Source organism: Citrobacter sp. FP75, assembly GCF_018342065.1.
GTDB lineage: Bacteria > Pseudomonadota > Gammaproteobacteria > Enterobacterales > Enterobacteriaceae > Citrobacter.
Genome location: NZ_JAFDOE010000010.1, coordinates 52990 through 71158, shown reverse-complemented (window position 1 = coordinate 71158; position 18169 = coordinate 52990). Strand labels below are relative to the sequence as shown.

The 18169-nt window shown below is 50.6% G+C and carries 20 protein-coding genes; 2 read left to right on the top strand and 18 right to left on the bottom strand.

All coding sequences use genetic code 11. The annotated features are described in order from the left end of the window. Nucleotides 1–3 precede the first annotated feature (3 nt). The 13 genes from prfH to lafA form a co-directional block, all read right to left on the bottom strand. On the bottom strand, nt 4–618 hold the full coding sequence (gene prfH, locus JQ822_RS22180) for a peptide chain release factor H (RefSeq protein WP_213135282.1): 615 nt from the start codon (nt 616–618) through the stop codon (nt 4–6). Beyond that, on the bottom strand, nt 615–1751 hold the full coding sequence (locus JQ822_RS22175) for an RNA ligase RtcB family protein (protein WP_213135281.1): 1137 nt from the start codon (nt 1749–1751) through the stop codon (nt 615–617). The genes prfH and JQ822_RS22175 overlap by 4 nt, the downstream gene beginning before the upstream one ends. 244 nt (nt 1752–1995) lie before the next feature. Beyond that, nucleotides 1996–3051 carry a DNA polymerase IV gene (gene dinB / locus JQ822_RS22170; protein ID WP_213135280.1) on the bottom strand — a complete coding sequence of 352 codons (1056 nt, stop codon included), beginning with the start codon at nt 3049–3051 and terminating at the stop codon, nt 1996–1998. A 67-nt stretch (nt 3052–3118) separates the two neighbouring features. Continuing rightward, nucleotides 3119–3766 (bottom strand): DNA primase, encoded by a 648-nt coding sequence (locus JQ822_RS22165; protein WP_213135279.1) that lies wholly within the window; start codon nt 3764–3766, stop codon nt 3119–3121. A gap of 56 nt (nt 3767–3822) precedes the next feature. After that, a complete protein-coding gene (lafU, locus tag JQ822_RS22160) occupies nt 3823–4821 on the bottom strand; it encodes a putative lateral flagellar export/assembly protein LafU (RefSeq protein WP_213135278.1) in 999 nt (332 codons plus the stop codon). A 2-nt stretch (nt 4822–4823) separates the two neighbouring features. Then, nucleotides 4824–5687, bottom strand: a complete 864-nt coding sequence (gene motA, locus JQ822_RS22155) for a flagellar motor stator protein MotA (RefSeq protein WP_213135277.1) — start codon at nt 5685–5687, stop codon at nt 4824–4826. Between the two features lie 29 nt (nt 5688–5716). Continuing rightward, a complete protein-coding gene (locus JQ822_RS22150; RefSeq protein WP_213135276.1) occupies nt 5717–6433 on the bottom strand; it encodes a FliA/WhiG family RNA polymerase sigma factor in 717 nt (238 codons plus the stop codon). Nucleotides 6434–6453: 20 nt separating this feature from the next. Further along, complete coding sequence (locus tag JQ822_RS22145; RefSeq protein WP_213135275.1) at nt 6454–6924, bottom strand: flagellar basal body-associated FliL family protein; 471 nt, start codon at nt 6922–6924, stop codon at nt 6454–6456. 7 nt (nt 6925–6931) lie between these two features. Further along, complete coding sequence (locus JQ822_RS22140) at nt 6932–8107, bottom strand: flagellar hook-length control protein FliK (protein WP_213135274.1); 1176 nt, start codon at nt 8105–8107, stop codon at nt 6932–6934. Further along, nucleotides 8104–8421: a flagellar protein FliT gene (locus JQ822_RS22135; RefSeq protein WP_213135273.1), complete on the bottom strand. Its 318-nt coding sequence runs from the start codon at nt 8419–8421 to the stop codon at nt 8104–8106. The genes JQ822_RS22140 and JQ822_RS22135 overlap by 4 nt, the downstream gene beginning before the upstream one ends. Before the next feature lie 4 nt (nt 8422–8425). Next, nucleotides 8426–8818 carry a flagellar export chaperone FliS gene (fliS, locus tag JQ822_RS22130; RefSeq protein WP_213135272.1) on the bottom strand — a complete coding sequence of 131 codons (393 nt, stop codon included), beginning with the start codon at nt 8816–8818 and terminating at the stop codon, nt 8426–8428. Between the two features lie 33 nt (nt 8819–8851). Further along, nucleotides 8852–10192: a flagellar filament capping protein FliD gene (gene fliD, locus JQ822_RS22125; RefSeq protein WP_213135271.1), complete on the bottom strand. Its 1341-nt coding sequence runs from the start codon at nt 10190–10192 to the stop codon at nt 8852–8854. Nucleotides 10193–10388: 196 nt separating this feature from the next. Further along, on the bottom strand, nt 10389–11291 hold the full coding sequence (lafA, locus tag JQ822_RS22120; protein ID WP_213135270.1) for a lateral flagellin LafA: 903 nt from the start codon (nt 11289–11291) through the stop codon (nt 10389–10391). 567 nt (nt 11292–11858) lie between these two features. Between lafA and JQ822_RS22115 the strand changes: the two genes are divergently transcribed. Next, nucleotides 11859–12821, top strand: a complete 963-nt coding sequence (locus JQ822_RS22115; protein ID WP_213135269.1) for a winged helix-turn-helix domain-containing protein — start codon at nt 11859–11861, stop codon at nt 12819–12821. Beyond that, complete coding sequence (locus JQ822_RS22110; protein ID WP_213135268.1) at nt 12799–13278, top strand: hypothetical protein; 480 nt, start codon at nt 12799–12801, stop codon at nt 13276–13278. The genes JQ822_RS22115 and JQ822_RS22110 overlap by 23 nt, the downstream gene beginning before the upstream one ends. Here JQ822_RS22110 and JQ822_RS22105 read toward each other — a convergent pair. The 5 genes from JQ822_RS22105 to JQ822_RS22085 form a co-directional block, all read right to left on the bottom strand. After that, a complete protein-coding gene (locus JQ822_RS22105) occupies nt 13275–14276 on the bottom strand; it encodes a flagellar hook-associated protein (RefSeq protein ID WP_213135267.1) in 1002 nt (333 codons plus the stop codon). The genes JQ822_RS22110 and JQ822_RS22105 overlap by 4 nt on opposite strands. Nucleotides 14277–14301: 25 nt before the next feature. Beyond that, nucleotides 14302–15231, bottom strand: a complete 930-nt coding sequence (gene flgL / locus JQ822_RS22100) for a flagellar hook-associated protein FlgL (RefSeq protein WP_213135266.1) — start codon at nt 15229–15231, stop codon at nt 14302–14304. Between the two features lie 17 nt (nt 15232–15248). After that, a complete protein-coding gene (gene flgK, locus JQ822_RS22095) occupies nt 15249–16625 on the bottom strand; it encodes a flagellar hook-associated protein FlgK (protein ID WP_213135265.1) in 1377 nt (458 codons plus the stop codon). Nucleotides 16626–16723: 98 nt separating this feature from the next. Further along, nucleotides 16724–17026 carry a rod-binding protein gene (locus tag JQ822_RS22090; protein WP_213135312.1) on the bottom strand — a complete coding sequence of 101 codons (303 nt, stop codon included), beginning with the start codon at nt 17024–17026 and terminating at the stop codon, nt 16724–16726. A gap of 8 nt (nt 17027–17034) precedes the next feature. Continuing rightward, the gene (locus JQ822_RS22085) at nt 17035–18156 is read right to left on the bottom strand and encodes a flagellar basal body P-ring protein FlgI (protein ID WP_213135264.1); all 1122 of its coding nucleotides are present in this window, start codon (nt 18154–18156) and stop codon (nt 17035–17037) included. Between the last annotated feature and the right edge of the window lie 13 nt (nt 18157–18169).

Below are 18169 nucleotides of genomic sequence, written 5' to 3'. Positions count from 1 at the left end.
CCGTTACCGTTCTGTAAACGCCAATCCTTTAAACGTCCGCCGCGGATTTCCGCGCTCAATCTGATGATGGAACATACGCCGCTCAGACTTCAGCGCAGCGCTATCATCCTGCCGTTGCTGTTCAAGTCGCCAGGCAATTAACAGTCGCGCTAACCGCTTGTTAGCATGCTGGCTACGTTCCGACTGAACCTTCACGCTGATCCCGCTCGCCAGATGCGTGGCCCGCACCGCCGAGTCGGTTTTATTAACGTGTTGCCCGCCGGGACCAGAAGAACGCAACGTTTCGAAGCGGATTTCATCTGATTGCGCCTGCTCATCAGCGGCAAAGCGCCCGACGCCGACATACCAGTTTTTACGCCCGTAATTTGGACGATACGGACTGGGACAAATCCACAGCAGCGTACCGCACCAGCGTTCACTTAATGTCAGCGCATTGTTGCCGTCCAGCGACACAAGCGCTGAACGTAACGTATCGGGATGCCTGCCCTGCTCCGTTTCCAGCAGTGTAAGGGCTACATCCTGCTGAGCCGCTTCTTTTATCAGCCGCTCCAGCGCTTTTTTTACCGCCAGACAACACTCATCTGGCCCCTGAGCGGAAGAGAGTTGCAATAACATCATGCGCTTTTTCCTCCGCGGGTTTTCAGCGTCAACACCGGGCGCAAACGCGCTACCGGTTCCACTAATCCAGCTTGTACCAGACAGTTAATCACGCTTTCTGCCGATTTATACGCCTGCGGCGCTTCTTCGTAGATCAGCTGTTTGTCACGGCAAATTACCCGACTTCCCAGTTCAGTACGGGAGAGTTGCTGTGGGCTGAATTTACCGGACAGGCGCCCTTTGCATTCGGTACGCATCCATTTGCGTCCCGCACCGTGCGCCAGTGAGCATAACGAGGCTTCGCTCGGCACCGGCTGAACCAGCCAGCTATAATCACCACGCGATCCCGGGATAATCACCAGTCCACATGTGTCCGGCGTTGCGCCTTTACGATGCAGCCAACCCTGCTGACCGCCGATGCAGCACGACTCAACAAAGTTATGCGCCACATCCAGCACGGAATGCCCCGTTGCCCTAACCTGTTGCAGAATGCGGCTGGCAATCAACTGACGATTTACGCGAGCAAACGCCAGCGCATCATTATGTTCTGTCAGGTAGCGCATCGCGTCGTCACTCCCTTCCTCCAGCCCGTTATGCGAAAAAGAGGCAATATGATGCTGAAGAATTGATTGTCCCAGACCACGTGAACCGCTGTGTGCCAGCAGCAACAGATGTTGCGTATCAAGCCCGGCGAAATTGATGCGTTCAGTATTGAAGACCTGATCCACTTGCTGCAGTTCGGCAAAATGATTACCACCGCCAATCGACCCCAATGCGCTGCGCCAGGGGTGTTGTATCAGGCCCTCTGGCAGATGCTCTTCAAGCCATGCTTCTTCCGCACTGTCATCCAGTTCTGCCAGTCGCTTCTCAAATTTATCTGCGTTGTATTTGCGGGTGAGGATGTCCGTTTGCCACAGCGCCATACCACAGCCAATATCGTTGCCGACCAGCGCCGGATAAAAACGGCCGAGTGAAAAGAATGCAGCACCAATCGGGTAGCCGCGACCGGGGTGTAAATCTGGCATCCCCACTACGCGACGCATGCCGGGTAAGTTTGCCGTTGTGTGTAATTGTTGGATCGCAGAACCTTCGATCCACAGATCGTCTGATGCAATATAAGCGATCGCATCAGAGACATTATGATAAATGCCCATATACCATTCCTGGAAAATTAAATTAGGATATGGCAGACGTTACCAGGGCAAAAAGAAAGGTTATTCCTGGGAATGTCTGCAAATTGAGTTTTTAGAATTTGTCATCATGATTAACCCCCTTTGCAGTTAAATTGGCTGGATATAAAGTGCGCGTATATTAATCAGACGCAATTCACATTGCAAGACAGATTTACTGTCTGGTTTCATACTCTATATAAAAACGACTCCCTGGCAATTTACTGCTTCACAGCCCTAACAGCAATTGTCGTTCAAGCTGTGGATCCAGCAGCGTAACGTGTAACCCTACCAGTCTGACCCCACGCCCACCCCGACGCTCATCCCAGGTTTTGCGCGCCGTTGCAATTAAATCGTCTTTACTTAAGCGCGGCCAGACGTGTTCCTGCGTAGTCTGCTGAAAATCATTAAACTTTAATTTGATACCCTGGCGGGCGATCAGCAGATCCGGCTTTACCTTTGCCAGACGCCGTTCCAGTTCGGGATAGAGCCGCTCAATAATCGCCTCACACTCTGACCACTCATGAATATCCTCGGCCAGCGTACGTTCAACGCCGACGGATTTGCGCAGCCTGTCGTTGTTCACATCCCGTTCGTCAATACCCTGGCTGCGCTCCCACAGTACCCGACCAAATTTACCAAAGCGCTTAAGCAAGATCGCCAGGTCGCATTTTTGCACATCTTCACAGGTGCGTAATCCCATGGATTCCAGCCTGGCGGCGGAAACTTTGCCGACGCCGGGAATTTTCGCCAACGGTAACGTTCTGATAAATTCCGGCACATCATCGGGCGTAATCACATATTGTCCGTTGGGTTTATTGAGATCGGAGGCGATCTTTGCCAGAAACTTGACCGGCGCAATTCCCGCAGACGCGGTAAGCTGTAGCTCGTTAAAAATCGTCTGGCGGATCTCCTGGGCAATCAGCGTGGCAGAGCCGTGGCAATGGGTGCTGTCGGTAACATCCAGGTAGGCTTCATCCAGCGAAAGGGGTTCAATAAGCGAAGTGTAGCGAGAGAAAATCGCCTGAATCTGACGCGAGGCTTCTTTATAAGCCTCGTAGCGACCGGGTAGTAAGGTGAGATGTGGGCACAGCTTAAGTGCCATCCCCGTAGGCATCGCGCTGCGTACACCAAATTTTCGCGCCGGGTAATTGGCGGTGCTAATGACTCCCCTGCGCTCGCGGCTGCCACCGATAGCAATGGGAATGTCACGCAGGGCGGGGTTATCGCGCATTTCCACCGCCGCGAAAAAGCAGTCCATATCGACATGTATGATTTTACGCATAGCTCACCTCACCAAAATACTGTTTAAGTATACAGTATTTTTATACAGTGAGAAGTATGAATGTGCCTTACGCGGGCGCTGGCCCATTCATAACAAAGTGGGCATCACACAAGTAACGCACAATGTCCTTTGGCGCATGGTCTGCGGGATTGCCTGCTGTACTGACAAACAGTTTATTCACTTTTCGTACATTTGACCGCAGCAGTTTTTCAATTGTCATCAGGCGGAAGGCGTCATCTTCAACGCAGAAAAGTTCGTAGTCACCTAAGCGTTCCCCACAAACTTCACAGTGATTCATCCAGTAGCGAAGCCCGGTTGTTTTACTCTTATCCAGATAGTAATTACTGGCTTTGATGTTCTTTTTTATCTCTTCAGGCAGAGAATTAATATGGAACAGAAAGGTATTACGCCTGACCGATTTCCAGCCTTCACCATCCTGATTTCTCTTAATAAATCGGGTAAACATTACCCCATGAATACGGGTAATCTGGTGGCAGCTCCAGCACTGCATCTTCGAGGTAATAACCAGATAGTAAGGGGCGACAATATTAAAACTGTCGGTGTGGTAAACATAATCACTGAGCGCCCCATTTAGCTCATGAGGTTCGGTGTACCAGATACCTGAAACATCATCGAAATGCGCCCCCTGGCAGGCTACATCCGTAATGCTATCGTCATGAATATCCAATGGAATGATATGGGTTACATCTATCATATTGCCTTCCTGAGGGATAATATGCCCCCACGTTGCGTGGGGGACGGGGAACGGAATTATTGCGGTACAGAATTGGGTTGTTGACGTAAAGAGGTTACCTGCTTTTGCTTATCCAACTTGTCCACCAGCGGTTGCACCACCTTCTCTCCGTGCTGACCAAAATATTGATACAGCGTATCGGATGCACTTTGCGTCAATACCATGATCTCAATACGACGGTTACCTGCGCTTTCAGGATTTTTCGCATCCAGCAGCATTTGGTCCGCCATGGCGCTAACCTGCATGACTTTATCCTGCGGCATGCCGGCATCTTCCAGAACGCGACGAGCCGACAGTGCGCGATCGCCGGAGAGGTTCCAGTTGTTGTAGATGTTACTCTTGTAGCTCATCGCATCCGTGTGTCCGGTGATGATGAGCCTGTTGTCCAGCGAGTCAAACACCGGTGCCAGCTCAACCAGCAGCGATTTAAAGAACGGCATAATTTTAGCGCTGCCGCGTTCAAACATACTCCGGTTCTGGTCATCTTTAATCAGTACGCGCAGCCCCTGGGGAACGATCTCCATTTCCAGGTTGGTTTCCATATGCGCATTACGGGCAATGACGTCAATATTGGTAGCCAGTTCTCCCAGTTCACGCGCCGATTTTTTCTTCAGCAACGCGTTTTTTTCATTCACATCCATCGCCTTTTTGGCGTTTTCTTCTGTGATCTGTGCAGTCTCTTGCGGGCGTGTCGCTTTATCCTGCTTATTGCGTGTGACGTTTTTCTGCTGGGCTCCCGGCGCTATCGGCTGCTTGCCCAGCTTGTTTAACGGCGCCATACCGCCACCGTTAAAGATCGACTGACCATGCAGCGCCGCCACGATATTTTCGCGGTCGGCCTTACTGACGCTGTTAACAATCCACAGCGTCATAAATAACGCCATCATCGCCAGCGTAAAGTCGGCAAATGCAACCTTCCATGCACCGCCATGATGACCTGCATGATTCTTTTTAATTTGCCGCCGGATAATGGTGGTCTTTGCGCCGCGATCGCGACGATTTGGCCCCTTCCTCATGCTTATTCTTGCTCCAGCATCGCATTAACCCACGCATCAAGATTGGCGAAAGTGGGTTTAGAAGCCAGATGAAGAAGTTTACGACCCGCATCAACCGCCAGCAGAGTCGGCTTACCACCCGCTTGTGCAACCAGCACGGTACGCACGCACTCCAGCAGAGAGTGCTCAGCCCGGGCCTGCTGTTCCATGGCATTCGCCAGCGGGTCCATCAGGCAATAACAGATGAACACCCCTAAGAAAGTTCCCACCAGCGCGGCGGCCACTTTTAAACCGATAAGCGCAATTGAGCCATCGATAGACTGCATGGTAATGATAATTCCAAGCACTGCCGCGCAAATGCCAAATCCAGGCATCGCCTCTGCGGTACGTTGTAACGAACGTGAAGGGGTTAATAGCGACTCTTCAGCCGTATCCAGTTCCTGATCGAGAATACCTTCCAGCTCGTGGGCATCAATTTTCCCCATCGCCATCAGACGGAAGTTATCCGCGATAAACGTCACCAGACGTTTCTGCGTCAGCACCAGCGGGTATTTCTGGAAGATGGTACTCTCTTCCGGCTGTTCGATATGCTGATCCAGCATGCGCAGACCACCGTTTTGCACCATTTCCAGCAGTTCATACAGGCACATCAGTAGCTGGCGCTGAAATTCCGGCCCCATTTTCTTTTTACTGATCACGCCTTTAATTTGGCGGACGATCTCTTTCAACACATGCATCGGGTTACCAATAATCATGGCCCCCAAGCCTGCACCGATAATAATGATAATCTCCGCCGGTTGCCAAATCGCAATTAATTGCCCACCCGCCTCAAAATAGCCACCAAATACGCAGCCGACAACCACCAGTAAACCAAAAATCTTTTGCATTACATCCTCCGCATTTCGATTCGGAATTGTTAGTCTGGATATAAACAATCACGAATCTTCTGCGTGATTTTTTTATTCATTTGACAAATTCGGGCTTCAGTCAGCCCCAACACCAGCGCAATCTCTTTTAAATTCATATCGTGCTGGTAATACATTGAGAGCACGAGGCCCTCTTTTTCACTGAGTTGATTCAGGGCGTGTCGTAGCATTTCCTGAGTGACAAATTGCTCCTCAAGACCTCGCCCTTCCAGCGGGGCAATTGGCATTTCCCCACTCAGCATTTCATCCAGGCTGGCCAGCGTTTCGGCACCTTCCAGCTGCTGGTATTCCTGATAATCTTCAGACGATAACCCCAATTGAGAGAGTTCCTCCCATCCGGGTTCATGGCCGAGTTTTGTGCGCGCTTCACGAATCAAGTCTTTAATCTGATGGTATTTCTGTCGTAACTGGCGGGGCCGCCAGTCGAGACTGCGCAGCTCATCCAGTATGGCACCGCGTATGCGATGTACCGCATAACCTGCAAAACTTTCATCTGGCAAGCCATAGCGGCGAATCGCATTCAGCAATCCCATCAGTGCCGTTTGCTCCATGTCCTGCCTGTCCATAACGCAGGTACATTGTGGCGCAAGTTGACGCACCACTTTGCGCACCAACGGGAGATAAGCCTGTAAGTAATGGCTCTCCTGTTGTGGTGTTAGCACGGGTGTCGCATTAAAGTCATCTGACTCGTAAGCATCCTGTATCATGTTATTTCCTGGCGCATCGCTTATTGAAACACGACTTTTTTCACCAACAGATCCTTATAGGGTGTCGCCATTTTGCGTTTCACTAATTCAGTTTTCAGCGTATCAAAAATGTTCTTTCTGATATCAGAGATTTTAAGCGCACGAACATCTTCATATTTCATATCTGAGAGTTCGTTGACCGTAATACTTTGATAGAGCGGTTCGTCTTTCTTTATTTTTTCAGCATCTTTATCTGAATCAACAACCATCACCAGCTCTACAACCATATAACGATCCCCGCCTTCATTATCATGAAGCGTCACTACCGTTTCCGGCAGGGAGACAAAAATACTGCTGGTCTCATCCTGATGTTCTTCGGCTTCATCAGTGGTTTTTTCGGCCGTAACCGTGCCTCTCTTAGCCATAGAATGATAAATGCCCCACCCTGCGCCCCCGGCAATACCCAGAGCAACAACGGAACTGATCACACATGCGATAACGATTTTCTTCATCTTTCTTTTACACTTTGATCAGAACGGATTCGTTCTGTTGAAATTGAGGTTCATCATTAAGCGTTAACGCCGACATGACCTCGTCCTGTTGATGGCCCGACTGCTGCTGTTGTTGCTGTTGCGACTGTCCCTCAGAAGAGACCTGAACATTGACTTCCATGAAGTTCTGCGCCGTCAAATGCTGGCGCAGGTTCTCGCTAAATTGCTGCAACGACCGACAGACATCACTCTGATTGGCGCCGATATGAACCATCAGTTTTCCCGCATCCAGTTGCACGGCAATTTCCAGTTTGCCAAGCGACGGAGGATCAAGACGAATGGTAGAAATTTGCTGCTGCTGACCCAACTGAAACTGAATTCGGTCTTTCAATAATGCAGTGAGTTTTTCACCCAGTTCATCCGTCGACATCGCCACCGGAGTGGATGCCTGCGTCGACACGATGCTGCGGTCAGTAAGGGCGCTCCCCGGTTGATTCCCCTGCACGGCCGTATTCAGCAAGTTCGGTGTGGAAACCGACTGATTAACCGCCAGACCGCCCGTTTTTTTCACTACCATCGGGTGAGGAACAGCGTGTTCCGCTGATTTCACCTGGGCAGAAATTTGCTTCGAGGTCGAGAGCGATGCCGATTCAGGCGCGATCGCGCGCAAATCCTGAGCAGATAACGTTGCCAGTTTGGCCTGCTGTTCCGCAGTAGCCGGCGGCAAATCCTCAGTTAATGACGTCAGTAGCGCCTGCAATTTAGGTGGCAGCGCGGCTAAATCCGGCGCGGGCTGTTCCCCTGAAGCCGCAGTTTTTCCCTGCTGGGTCATTGCGCTCGCCAGCTGACGCAGCAGCGGTGACTGCGTATTACCGGATTGCACCTGCGCCAGCATTTTCAACATTTCACCCTCAGGCTGATGTTGTGAAGCCGCGGGAGCCGCCGTCTGGACCGGTTGTGCCAGCAGCATAGCCAGCAACGCCTGCATTGCAGCCGGGTCGGCGTCGTCATGTTGATGCTGAGCAATCGACGCTTGCTGCTGGTTAACTTTTGCCCCGACCAGGCGTTCAACCACGGCGTTAAAGCCAGCCTGCGGTAACGTAGTTGTGCTACCGCTCGCAGACGCTGCTGGGGCCGAAATAGCCGCTTTTTCCGGCGTAGCCTCAGCCAGCGCACTGGCCGAGGCCAGTAATACAGGATTCATGCCTTCTCCGAAATTAAATTAACCATTGAATACGCCAACACGCCTTCCAGGTTCTGCTGGTGCTTATCCATACATGCTTTAAGCTCTTGTGCACGCTGCGTACGTCGTTCAATCAGCGTCTCAAATGCCGCCAGCATGTTGGCCTTTACCTCTCGCAACGCGCTAGCATCGGTCTCCCAGGCAGCATATTGGTGAAAAACCTTCATCACCTGCTGGTGTAGCCCCGGTAACCGTCGCCAGCGCTTTTGGTCGAGAGCTTCGTTCATTTCCCCGACCAGGGCGTAGAGTTGTTGTTGCTGACGCTCTCTTTCCATCGCCTTATCCCAGTTTGGCCGACAAGCCTTCCCAGCCTGTCCGCAGATTCGTCAGGATGAGGATCACTTCATCGATTTTGTCTAACGACAATTCACCGCTGGCCTCATACAGACGGTAGACACAGTGGTCATAAAGCCGGGACAGGTTCACCACCAGCTCTCCCCCCGTTTCAAACTCCAGTGAACTGGTCAGGGCATTGAGAATATCGATGCATTTATTGATGCTCTGCGCTTTCTTCTCATAACGTTTGTTTTCAATATGGCTTTTGGCGCGTTCCAGTTCGTCCATCAAACCGGAAAACAGCACCAGCACCAGTTCAAGAGGTGACGCTGCCGCCGTACGTGCAGCAAGATCTATCTCTTTGTATTGCGAATAACCATCCTGCGTGTCGTACATATTGACTCTCTATTCTTTTACTAAACCGGACGCTTACATAAATGCGGCCATACTCACTTTCATGGTGTACGTCTCAACCAGCGTATTGGTGTACTCTTCTACGTAACGCTCGTAGTTGGTGTTATAGGTTTCAGTCAGCTGATCGCCTTCGTCCTGAATTTTGCTCTGCTGGTCATCGATGTTTTCCTGGCGCATAGCGATGATGCCGTTACTGGAATCCAGGTAGCTTTCCATCAGTTCATCCATCTGCGCGACCATGCTGTCCTCACCCACAAAGATGGAGGTCAAACCGTCCGGGTTTTCGTCCATCTCTTCATTAAATTGGTCTGAATCAATCTGTAGATGGCCGTCGGAATCCAGCGTAATGCCATAATCGACAATCGACACACCGCCATAAGAGGCATGGGCAATATCATCCATCTGATTTGCCAGAGAGTTCATCCCCGCATCACCGGCAAAAACCCCGGCAGCCGTGTCGTCATCGCCATAGCTAGTGAGAGAGTCGATGGTGTCGATCAGCGTGTTATAGGCATCCACAAAGGTCTGCACCTTCGCCTGCGATCCGCTGGAATCTTCCGCAACGGTAAAGGTGGTTAAATCAGACGAGTCATAAGGCTGCCCCTCTACGTAAGGTGTACTGACCTCAGAGAAGGTCATCGTTACGCCAGGGATCACATCATCAAACGTATTGGTACTGCTGGTTATTACTTGCCCTGTTGGGCCACCCAGATGAATTATCGCATCTTGCGCATTAGTCATCGTTTGCGGCGTCAATGCGGTAGCGAAACCATCATTACCTGTAACGCTCATGGAGAACGCACTTTGCGCACCGGTTGCATCAGACGTCAGCATAATCGTCGTCGTGCCATCGGTTTTGACCAGCGCCGCCGAAACGCCAGGGTTGTCATCTGAGTCATTAATGGCATCAACCAGTTCGCTGGCATCAATAAACCCATCGTTATCACCGTTCTGATCCGCTGTTGTCAGATCGATATCCATGGTGCTATCGCCCATGGTGAGCTCAAATGTTCCGGTGGCGGTTAAAGTATCGTCGTTTATGTTGAACGTTGATTGTTGCGCCTGCGCCAATTGCTCGACATAAAAAGAATAAGTACCCGCCTGCGCCTGCGAGTTTGCTGACACCGTATTTGATTCATTATTTGACGTCGCAGAGAATGTTAGCGGGCCATCGGTGTCGCTGTTCAGTGCGTCAATTGCTGACTGAAAGTCGGTGAGCGCTGTACTTAACGAGTCCAGACCGCTGCTCTCCGCATCCAGATCGGCCTGCTCGTTCTGCAAGTTAGCAGCCTGCGTGGCGATATCAGCGTAGGCAAATTGTTGTGCTAACTTTTGAATCGGACTCGTAAAGCTCATAATTAATAACCCCGTGTAACGTTATTGATGTGATAGCAAAATACATGCCAAGATATTTTATACTTTATATTCAGTAAGTTACCTCATGAGAGGAAATGAATTTTCCCTTATCCAGGAAGGTTTCCTGAAATATTCTCAGTTGCTGAAAGCACAACACCGCCAGGCGGCGGTGTTGTTCATGGCATCACTTCAGGCATTACTGCAGCAGGCTGGAAACCATGCTGGACATGCTGTTGGACTGCTTCAGCATGGTGATACCTGTTTGCATCAGCACCTGCTGTTGAGTCATGTTGGAGGCTTCCGTCGCGTAGTCGGTATCCATAATGTTACCGATAGCGACTTCAGTGTTGTCCTGCATGCTGGTCAGGTTAGCTGCGGTGTCGTTCAGACGGTTGATAGACGCACCCAGTTTGGACTGGATCTTGGACACGTCGTCCATGGCAGTCTGGATACTGCCGATCATGGTGTTAGCAGAACCAGAAGTGGTCAGCTCCGTACCACCAGTACCAGCAGTACCAGCCTGATCAGAAGTGAAAGAAGCACTCACGCTACCCAGATCATTCACCAGGTCGCCCAGTTGGCTGGAGATATCCACGGTCATGGTGTCAGAAGACTCTGCACCAACCTGGAAGGTCACTGCGCCCTGGAACAGGCCAGCAGTACCGGTGTTGCTGCCAGAAGCCGTACCGAACAGGTTAGTACCGCCGTAGGTGGTGTTCTGCAGCATGTCGGACATCTGCTGGCCCAGTTCGTCGTATTCATCCTGCATAGCCTGCAGGTCGTCGCTGTTGTAGGTTCCGTTCGCTGCCTGCGTGGACAGGTCTTTCATGCGGCCCAGCACGTCGGTCATTTCATCAAACATGCTATCTGCGGTCTGCAGCATTGCGGTTGCGTCCTGAATGTTGCTCAGTGCAACGCCCATGCCGCTGGATTGTGCAGTCAGGCGGCTGGCAATCTGTTTGCCCGCAGCATCATCAGCAGAAGAGTTAATGCGGTTACCTGTCGCCAGACGTTCCATAGAAGTAGACAGAGATGCGCTGCTTTTGTTGATAGCGTTAACAGCTGCCATTGATGCGGTATTAGTATTAATCGATAACATGGTACTGCTCCTTGGGAATAATCGTGTTCGTTTCGATACCCTGTAAAAACGACCATCCGTTTGTAAAACTTAAAGCCCTGAGAAAAATTTTTTCACTCGTTTAAAAAATCAGTTCAGGGGATATAAACAAACGCTAAGGGCTACCTTTATTAGCATCCCGTGCTATTTTTCACCCCCCTTAGCATAAGAATTAGCTCAATCAATTTTTAATTAAAAGATTATTAGAAATGTCTAATAATGAAACGATCACCATCAAACACTGATTATTAACACCATGAAATCAATAAGATTATACTTAATCAAAAACAGCTTAACTCACCTCACTCACGCATGAATTTACATTTAGTTGCAAATACAATGCACTTTTATATTGTGAGTCAAGGACACTTTAGTTACATTTTCAGTCCTTTTTCGGACAGCGCAAAAAACACCCAATGCCAATCAGGCTGCCGCTTCTCATCCAGTCAGCCACAAAAGATATCTCAATTTCTTCAGAATTTTAATGCACTGATTTTTAACGGTGTGGCATCAAGGATTTAAAAAAATCTTGCACGGGTAGACAAAACTATGAGTATTGTAGTCAACAACTGGCGGATGGATTCTTCGCTTAATGCATTAATCCACTGTGAAACAGGTGAAACGCGTCGCCTGGGCGAATACCATTTTATTCTTTTAGAAACATTAGCTAAAAATGCCGATGTCGTCTTATCTCGTTCATTTTTAATGACCGCAGTCTGGAAGAATCGCATCGTCGGTGGAAACAGCTTACCAACTGCCATTCATGCCTTACGAGTCGCTATCGATGATGATGGAAAACAACAGGAAATTATAAAAACCATCCCCAAAAAAGGGTATTTATTTAATAAAGATTACCTGTCAGAGACCATTAACCACAATTTAAATACGGTTGATAGCGGCGCGCATGATGAAACAGAAGAGAATACGGTTATTGTCGAAACCGGTACGTCAGATGAAATCATAGACACGATTCACAACGTGTCTAATCATGAAGAAAAACCATTAGTTAACATAACATTACCGCTGAGCGCTCGGAGAAAAACTGAAACAAAACATCCCACTTACCGGGCCGCTCGGATTACGCTACCCGTTATCATTATCGCACTATCGCTGTTCGCGCTGATCTCTTATTTTAAAGCGCCGTCGGCCACGAAACCGGAAGAAACGCCACAGCTAGTTAAAGAAAACATTGAAAATATCAGCCGTATTGCGGTTTATCATCTTTACGATCCAGGTGAAAACAAGAAAAATCTACCTGTTGTTTCACAACATATTTTCCCTGGAATACAACAAATTGATCAACTTTTGGTTACGCATAATGCCTCAATGACCCTATATTACAGAGTCGCATTAAACAAACTTACGCTTGATATTGTACTAAGTAATCAATGCAATGATAGCTGGCAGTTAGCACTGAGCTTTGATAACTGGCTAAATAAAGATAATGAAATGAATGGTATTTTAATTAAAGAAGTGGAGAAAATGTTAAATGAAATACCAAAATGCAAATAATAACTTTTTCTATTCCGTGGCCATTTTCCCTTTATTCTGTACCTTCATGGCTCATGCCCATATTGAAAAAACGGTTATTGCCAATTACGATCTTAACACCGGCAAGAATTTTCATTACGAACTGATTATGAGTCCGCAGAGCAAAAGCACCTCACTTACGCTCATCCCCCAGGAACAAAATAATCAAGCGCCGTCAACATTCGAAATTTTAACGTGTATTAATCGTTTGGCGGGAACATCTAAGCAGGGCGAGTTTCATTTTAGTACTGCCAAAGCAGATAAAAATGACCATCGCTTATCAAATTTCAGTACCTTTGTTGATGAGCACAACCTGCATACATGGTGGATTCATTTAAACCCGCAGCAAAATTTGCTGTTTACCCAGGATGTGGGAGGCCTGTTAATCACAGACCCCTCTGCCTTTACATTCTCAACAAAACCCTGCCAGAAAAATTAACTTAATAAACTACGGACAGTCTGGCTGGAAAGCCGGGCCTGTCCATTTACCGCCTGTGCTAATACCTGATAGTTGTGATTAGCATGATCTAATACCCCACCGAGTGACTCTGAGGCTTTTACCGCACTTTCTGCCTGCGGAAAACGCGCCATACCGTCAATCAGCTGCCGGGCCTTCTCCTGCTGCGCGGCCATTTGCGCGCGCTGATCGCCAATGACATCCAGCGCCTGTTGTAACCCATCCTGAGTGCGGGAACTGCCCTGCGATACGCTCTGCAGTAATTCGTCCGTACGGCAAGGATCGGCAAAAGTTGTCAGCAGCGTATACGCCGAAGACTTTGCGTCCATATCACGCACACTCAGGGTTTGTTCGATCTGCGGCCACTGTTTTTCCGTGGTGGAGAAGGTCAGTGCGCCCTGTTGGTCGTGCACCTGCACACCAACACGACGCAGCGCATTGCTCATCAACATTTTGTACTGGCCAGGGGCAAGATCTTCACCGGCCACAACCGCAGAGTGCTGCGTTTGCCGTCCATCAGAGAGGCTAAACATCCGCGAACTCATGGTGCCTTTTTGTAGCATCTGCGCCAGTTCAGGCGAGTGAAAGGTCACCCGCGCCTCACCTTGCAATACCGGGCGCAACTGTCTGTCAACCGAGCTACCAGATAATGCCGGCCGTTTTTCCAGCCACTGGCTGAGTTCGGCCCCTTTCTGCTGCTGGGCCTGCCCACCCCGGCGCGAAGCGTGGCGATAGTCCAATAAATGCTGCTCCAGTTGACCAAGATAGTGATCGGCCTGTTGCAACGTCGTGAGCTGATCGTTGAGCTGAACGCTGTAGCGCTGAGGCCGGGTAGTAATAAGTGGAGAGGCCGGATAATCACTCGCCGTAGCGGGTAACTTTTGACGGACAGGGGCATTCTGCGCAACCGTATGCGGTTGAACAGAATGATTAAGTGCTCCGTTACCGGAGAGTGACGTTGTATTTAAACCGACCTGCATACTGTTCCTGGGCTGCTGCTTACTGTTAAATCACACTGAAAAGGTTTAACTCACTCACTTTGGAGTAGGTTTTTAAAGTGGCTTCCATCGCCATTTCCAGACCGGTAAAAGTAATGGAGGCCGGGCCGTAATCCAGATCGCTCAACTGACCAATCAACTGATCGTTAGAGGTGGTGATATCCGTTTGCGCGCCGCTCAGCATGCTCATCGTATTTTGCGTTTCACCGATGGTGGCAATAGAAGCATTGAGCGAGTCGGAGGCGTCATCCACCGTATTGATAGCATTTTCAATATCACTTTGTACCTGTGGATCGGCAGGGTCAACCGACGGATCCTGTAGCTCTTTCGACAGCGACGTAAGCGTGTTCAGCACGTCCAGGCTATCGCCGAAGAAATCGCTGACCGCAACGTTGGTATCGACATCCACGCCATTCGATACCGTGGTTTGACGATGGTCGTCATTCCCCTGGTAGGTATAACTGTCGGTGACACCATCACCGTCGTCGTCCACGGCAACAATCGGCGGCCGATCGTTGACCGTCCCGCCAAACACATAGTGCCCGTCTTCATCCTGGTAATTTAATGCCGAGACCATCGCTTCGGTCATCGACTGAATATCCTGCCCCAGACTGGCTAACGAATCGGTGGTATTGGTGCCGTTCGCCGCTTCCAGCAGATCGTCGCGAATCGCCAACAGATCGTTATTCACGCCATCAAGGATCGACTCCTGCTGGCTCATGCCTGCCGTCGCGGAGTCAATATTGCTCTGATACTGGTCAAGGGCCGATTGCTGGCGGTTCAACTGGGTGATACGGGTCGCCGCGATGGGATCGTCAGACGGCAACAAAATACTTTTTCCGGTCGCCATTTGCTCAACGACATGGGACAGATCGCTGGAGAGATCATTAAAACTCTGCGTCATAGACACATAAGATTGCTGGGTAGACACACGCATATTCATTCCTCTCCAGGTTAGCTACACATTTCCAGCACAGAATCGAAAATATCTGCGCCCGTTGAGATAACTTTCAGGTTGGCCTCGTAAATCTGCTGATAGGTAATGAGGTTCACCGCTTCTTCGTCCATGCTGACCCCGCTGACGCTGCTCTGCTGGTTCTGCGCTTCGGAGTAGACGTTTGCCGCCGCTTCGGCTTCAGTCTGGTTCTGCTGGCTGTAGATACCAATGTTGCTGATGATCGACGAGCAGGCCTCGCCCACGGTGACGCTTCCCAGACCGTCAATTTCCAGCGGCTCGGTAGAGATGTTGATCAACGCCTGCAGGTTATCGCTGTTGCCGCTTTCGTCCGGCGAACTGGAAAACGCCAGCTCATCGGCGGTGATATCGGGGTTCACTTCCAGCGGGCCATCAGATGAATTTTCATCATAAATAAACAGCGGCTCACCGGGGTTGCCGTTCAGGTCAAAGCCCTGTGCAAGCTGGGTGTTAACCGCATCAGCAAATTGCTCCGCCATGCTGTTAATCGTTCCCGTCAGCGGCGTCAGTACCTGATTTTGATAATCAAACAGCGCCCCCAGCGAGCCACCGGTATCGGTGTCCATAGACGATGTGGTCCCGGCAAAGGTCAGCGACATGCTCTGCGTACCGTCAGCGTTAGCCTCCAGTTCAATGCTGGAACTCTCCTGACCGCTGACCAACGGCTGACCGTTTTGTAGCGTGACATCGTAGTTGCCTTCATCATCAATATTGACCTGCACATCCATAATGCCGCTAAGCTGTTCCACCATTTGATCGCGAGCATCGTACAGAGCAGACGCGTTATCACCGTTGGCTTCCGCTTCAGTGATCTGCTGGTTGTAGCTGGCAATACCGCTGGTTAGCGTATTCACCTGAGCAACCATCGCCTGCTCCTGACTAACGATTTCACTGCTTTGGGAGTCGATGTAATCCAGGGTGTTATCCACGCGCAGCGCCAGCGCGCCGGACTCGCTGATCACCTGTTCGCGCAGCGCGGAATCATCCGGGCTGGTTGTCGCTTCATTCAGGGCCGCGAAGAAATTGTCGAATCCCCCGCTCAGGTTACTGTTGTCATCACTGAGCACCGTTTCCAACTGAGTTAAATACTCTTGCTGGGTGTTGTAGTAGCCGTAATCGCTGGCGGCATACCACACTTGATTCACCTGATACTGGTTTGAAACGCGGCGAATACTGTCAACCTGCACACCGTTACCGGCACTGTTGGCTGAACCCGAGCTGGAGCCAATGGTGCTGGTGATGGCAACCTGCCTGGTGTAACCGTCCGTCATGGCGTTTGCCGTGTTCTGCGCGGTAACGTTAAGCTCCACCTGCGCCGTAGATGCGCCGCTGTAGCCAATGTTAATCATATCCATCAAAGAGTCCTTGCCGGTCAGTCACCCGGTCTGTCGTTAACAACCTTGCCGATTAAGAGCGGCTTAAAAACCACGGTTCTTAAGCCGCCGGGCAACCTTTATCCTTTGTGATGCGGAGAGAGCTGTTTGACGATCATCGCCGCAATCCCGATACCGTGCTGCTGGGCAAGGCTGTTGCATAGCTGATCGTCATAAAACCCCTGCATCATGCGCCCCGAGTCGCTGTTAAACGGGTTATCTTTCGAGTCAAAGATCTCATTGGTTTTACGCATCTCTTTCAGCATGTTGCGTAAAAAAATGGCTTCAAACTGCTGGGCAGCTTTTTGCAAATCGTTGTCTTTGATTTTGGGGCCCATTAACGCATCGCTGCCGTCAATGCCGCCGCTACGGTTCACCTTGATATCGGACATTAAATCACCTCCAGATCGGCATCCAGCGCACCGGCTTCATGCAGGGCCTGTAAAATGGACATAATGTCGTCCGGCGTTGCGCCCAGACCATTGAGAGCATTAACCAACGTTTTCAGACTGCTGGACTCCGGCAGGGTAATCATTCCAGGTCGGGCATGATTCACTGAAATGTTGCTTTGCGGCGTCACCGCCGTACGACCGCCGGCAAAGGCATTCGGCTGGCTGACGTTACTGCTTTCATTAATGGAAACCGTCAGGCTGCCATGCGACACCGCCGCGGCGTGCAGGGCGATACCGTCCCCCATCACCACCGTGCCGGTACGCGAGTTAAACACCACGCGAGCGCGTACTTTTTCGGCCTGAACCTGAACATCATCTAACTGAGACATAAAGGCGACGCGCGCGCCTGGGCTGGTCGGCGCGCGTACGCTGACGTTGGTCGAGCTTTGTGCCGTTGCAATACCGCCAAACGCGGCGTTGATCGCCCCCGCAATGTTGTTCGCATCTTTAAAAGAAGGACGCTTCAGATTAAGCGTGATGGTGTCACCCATCTGGAAGTCGCTGGGGATCTCACGTTCTACCGATGCACCGTTAGGAATAAGCCCGGCGGTTGGGGTATTGACGGTAACGCTGGAGCCGCTGGCCCCGGTCGCATTCATCCCGCCGACCACCACGCTACCTTGCGCAAGGGCGTACACTTCCCCGTCTGCGCCATGCAACTGGGTGAGCAATAGCGTGCCACCGCGCAGGCTTTTGGCATCGCCAATAGAAGAGACCGTAACGTCAATGGTTTGCCCACGCGAGTACATTGGCGGTAACATCGCGCTGACCGCCACCGCCGCGACGTTTTTCACCTTCGGGTCGATTTTGCTCGGTAACTGAACGCCGAACTGACGCAGCATGTTGGTGATAGTCTGGTTGGTGAACTTGACCTGGTTTTTATCGCCGGTGCCGTCCAGGCCGACGACCAGACTGTAGCCGACGAGTTGGTTTTCCCTGACGCCCTGGACGTTAACCAGCGACTCCAGAGATTGTGCCTGCGTCGTGCCGGGCAGAATCAGGCTCAGGGCGATAACAATGCCGTTTAACGCCTTCATCCAGCGCCCGCTTAAGTGTTGCATATCAAAATCCTGC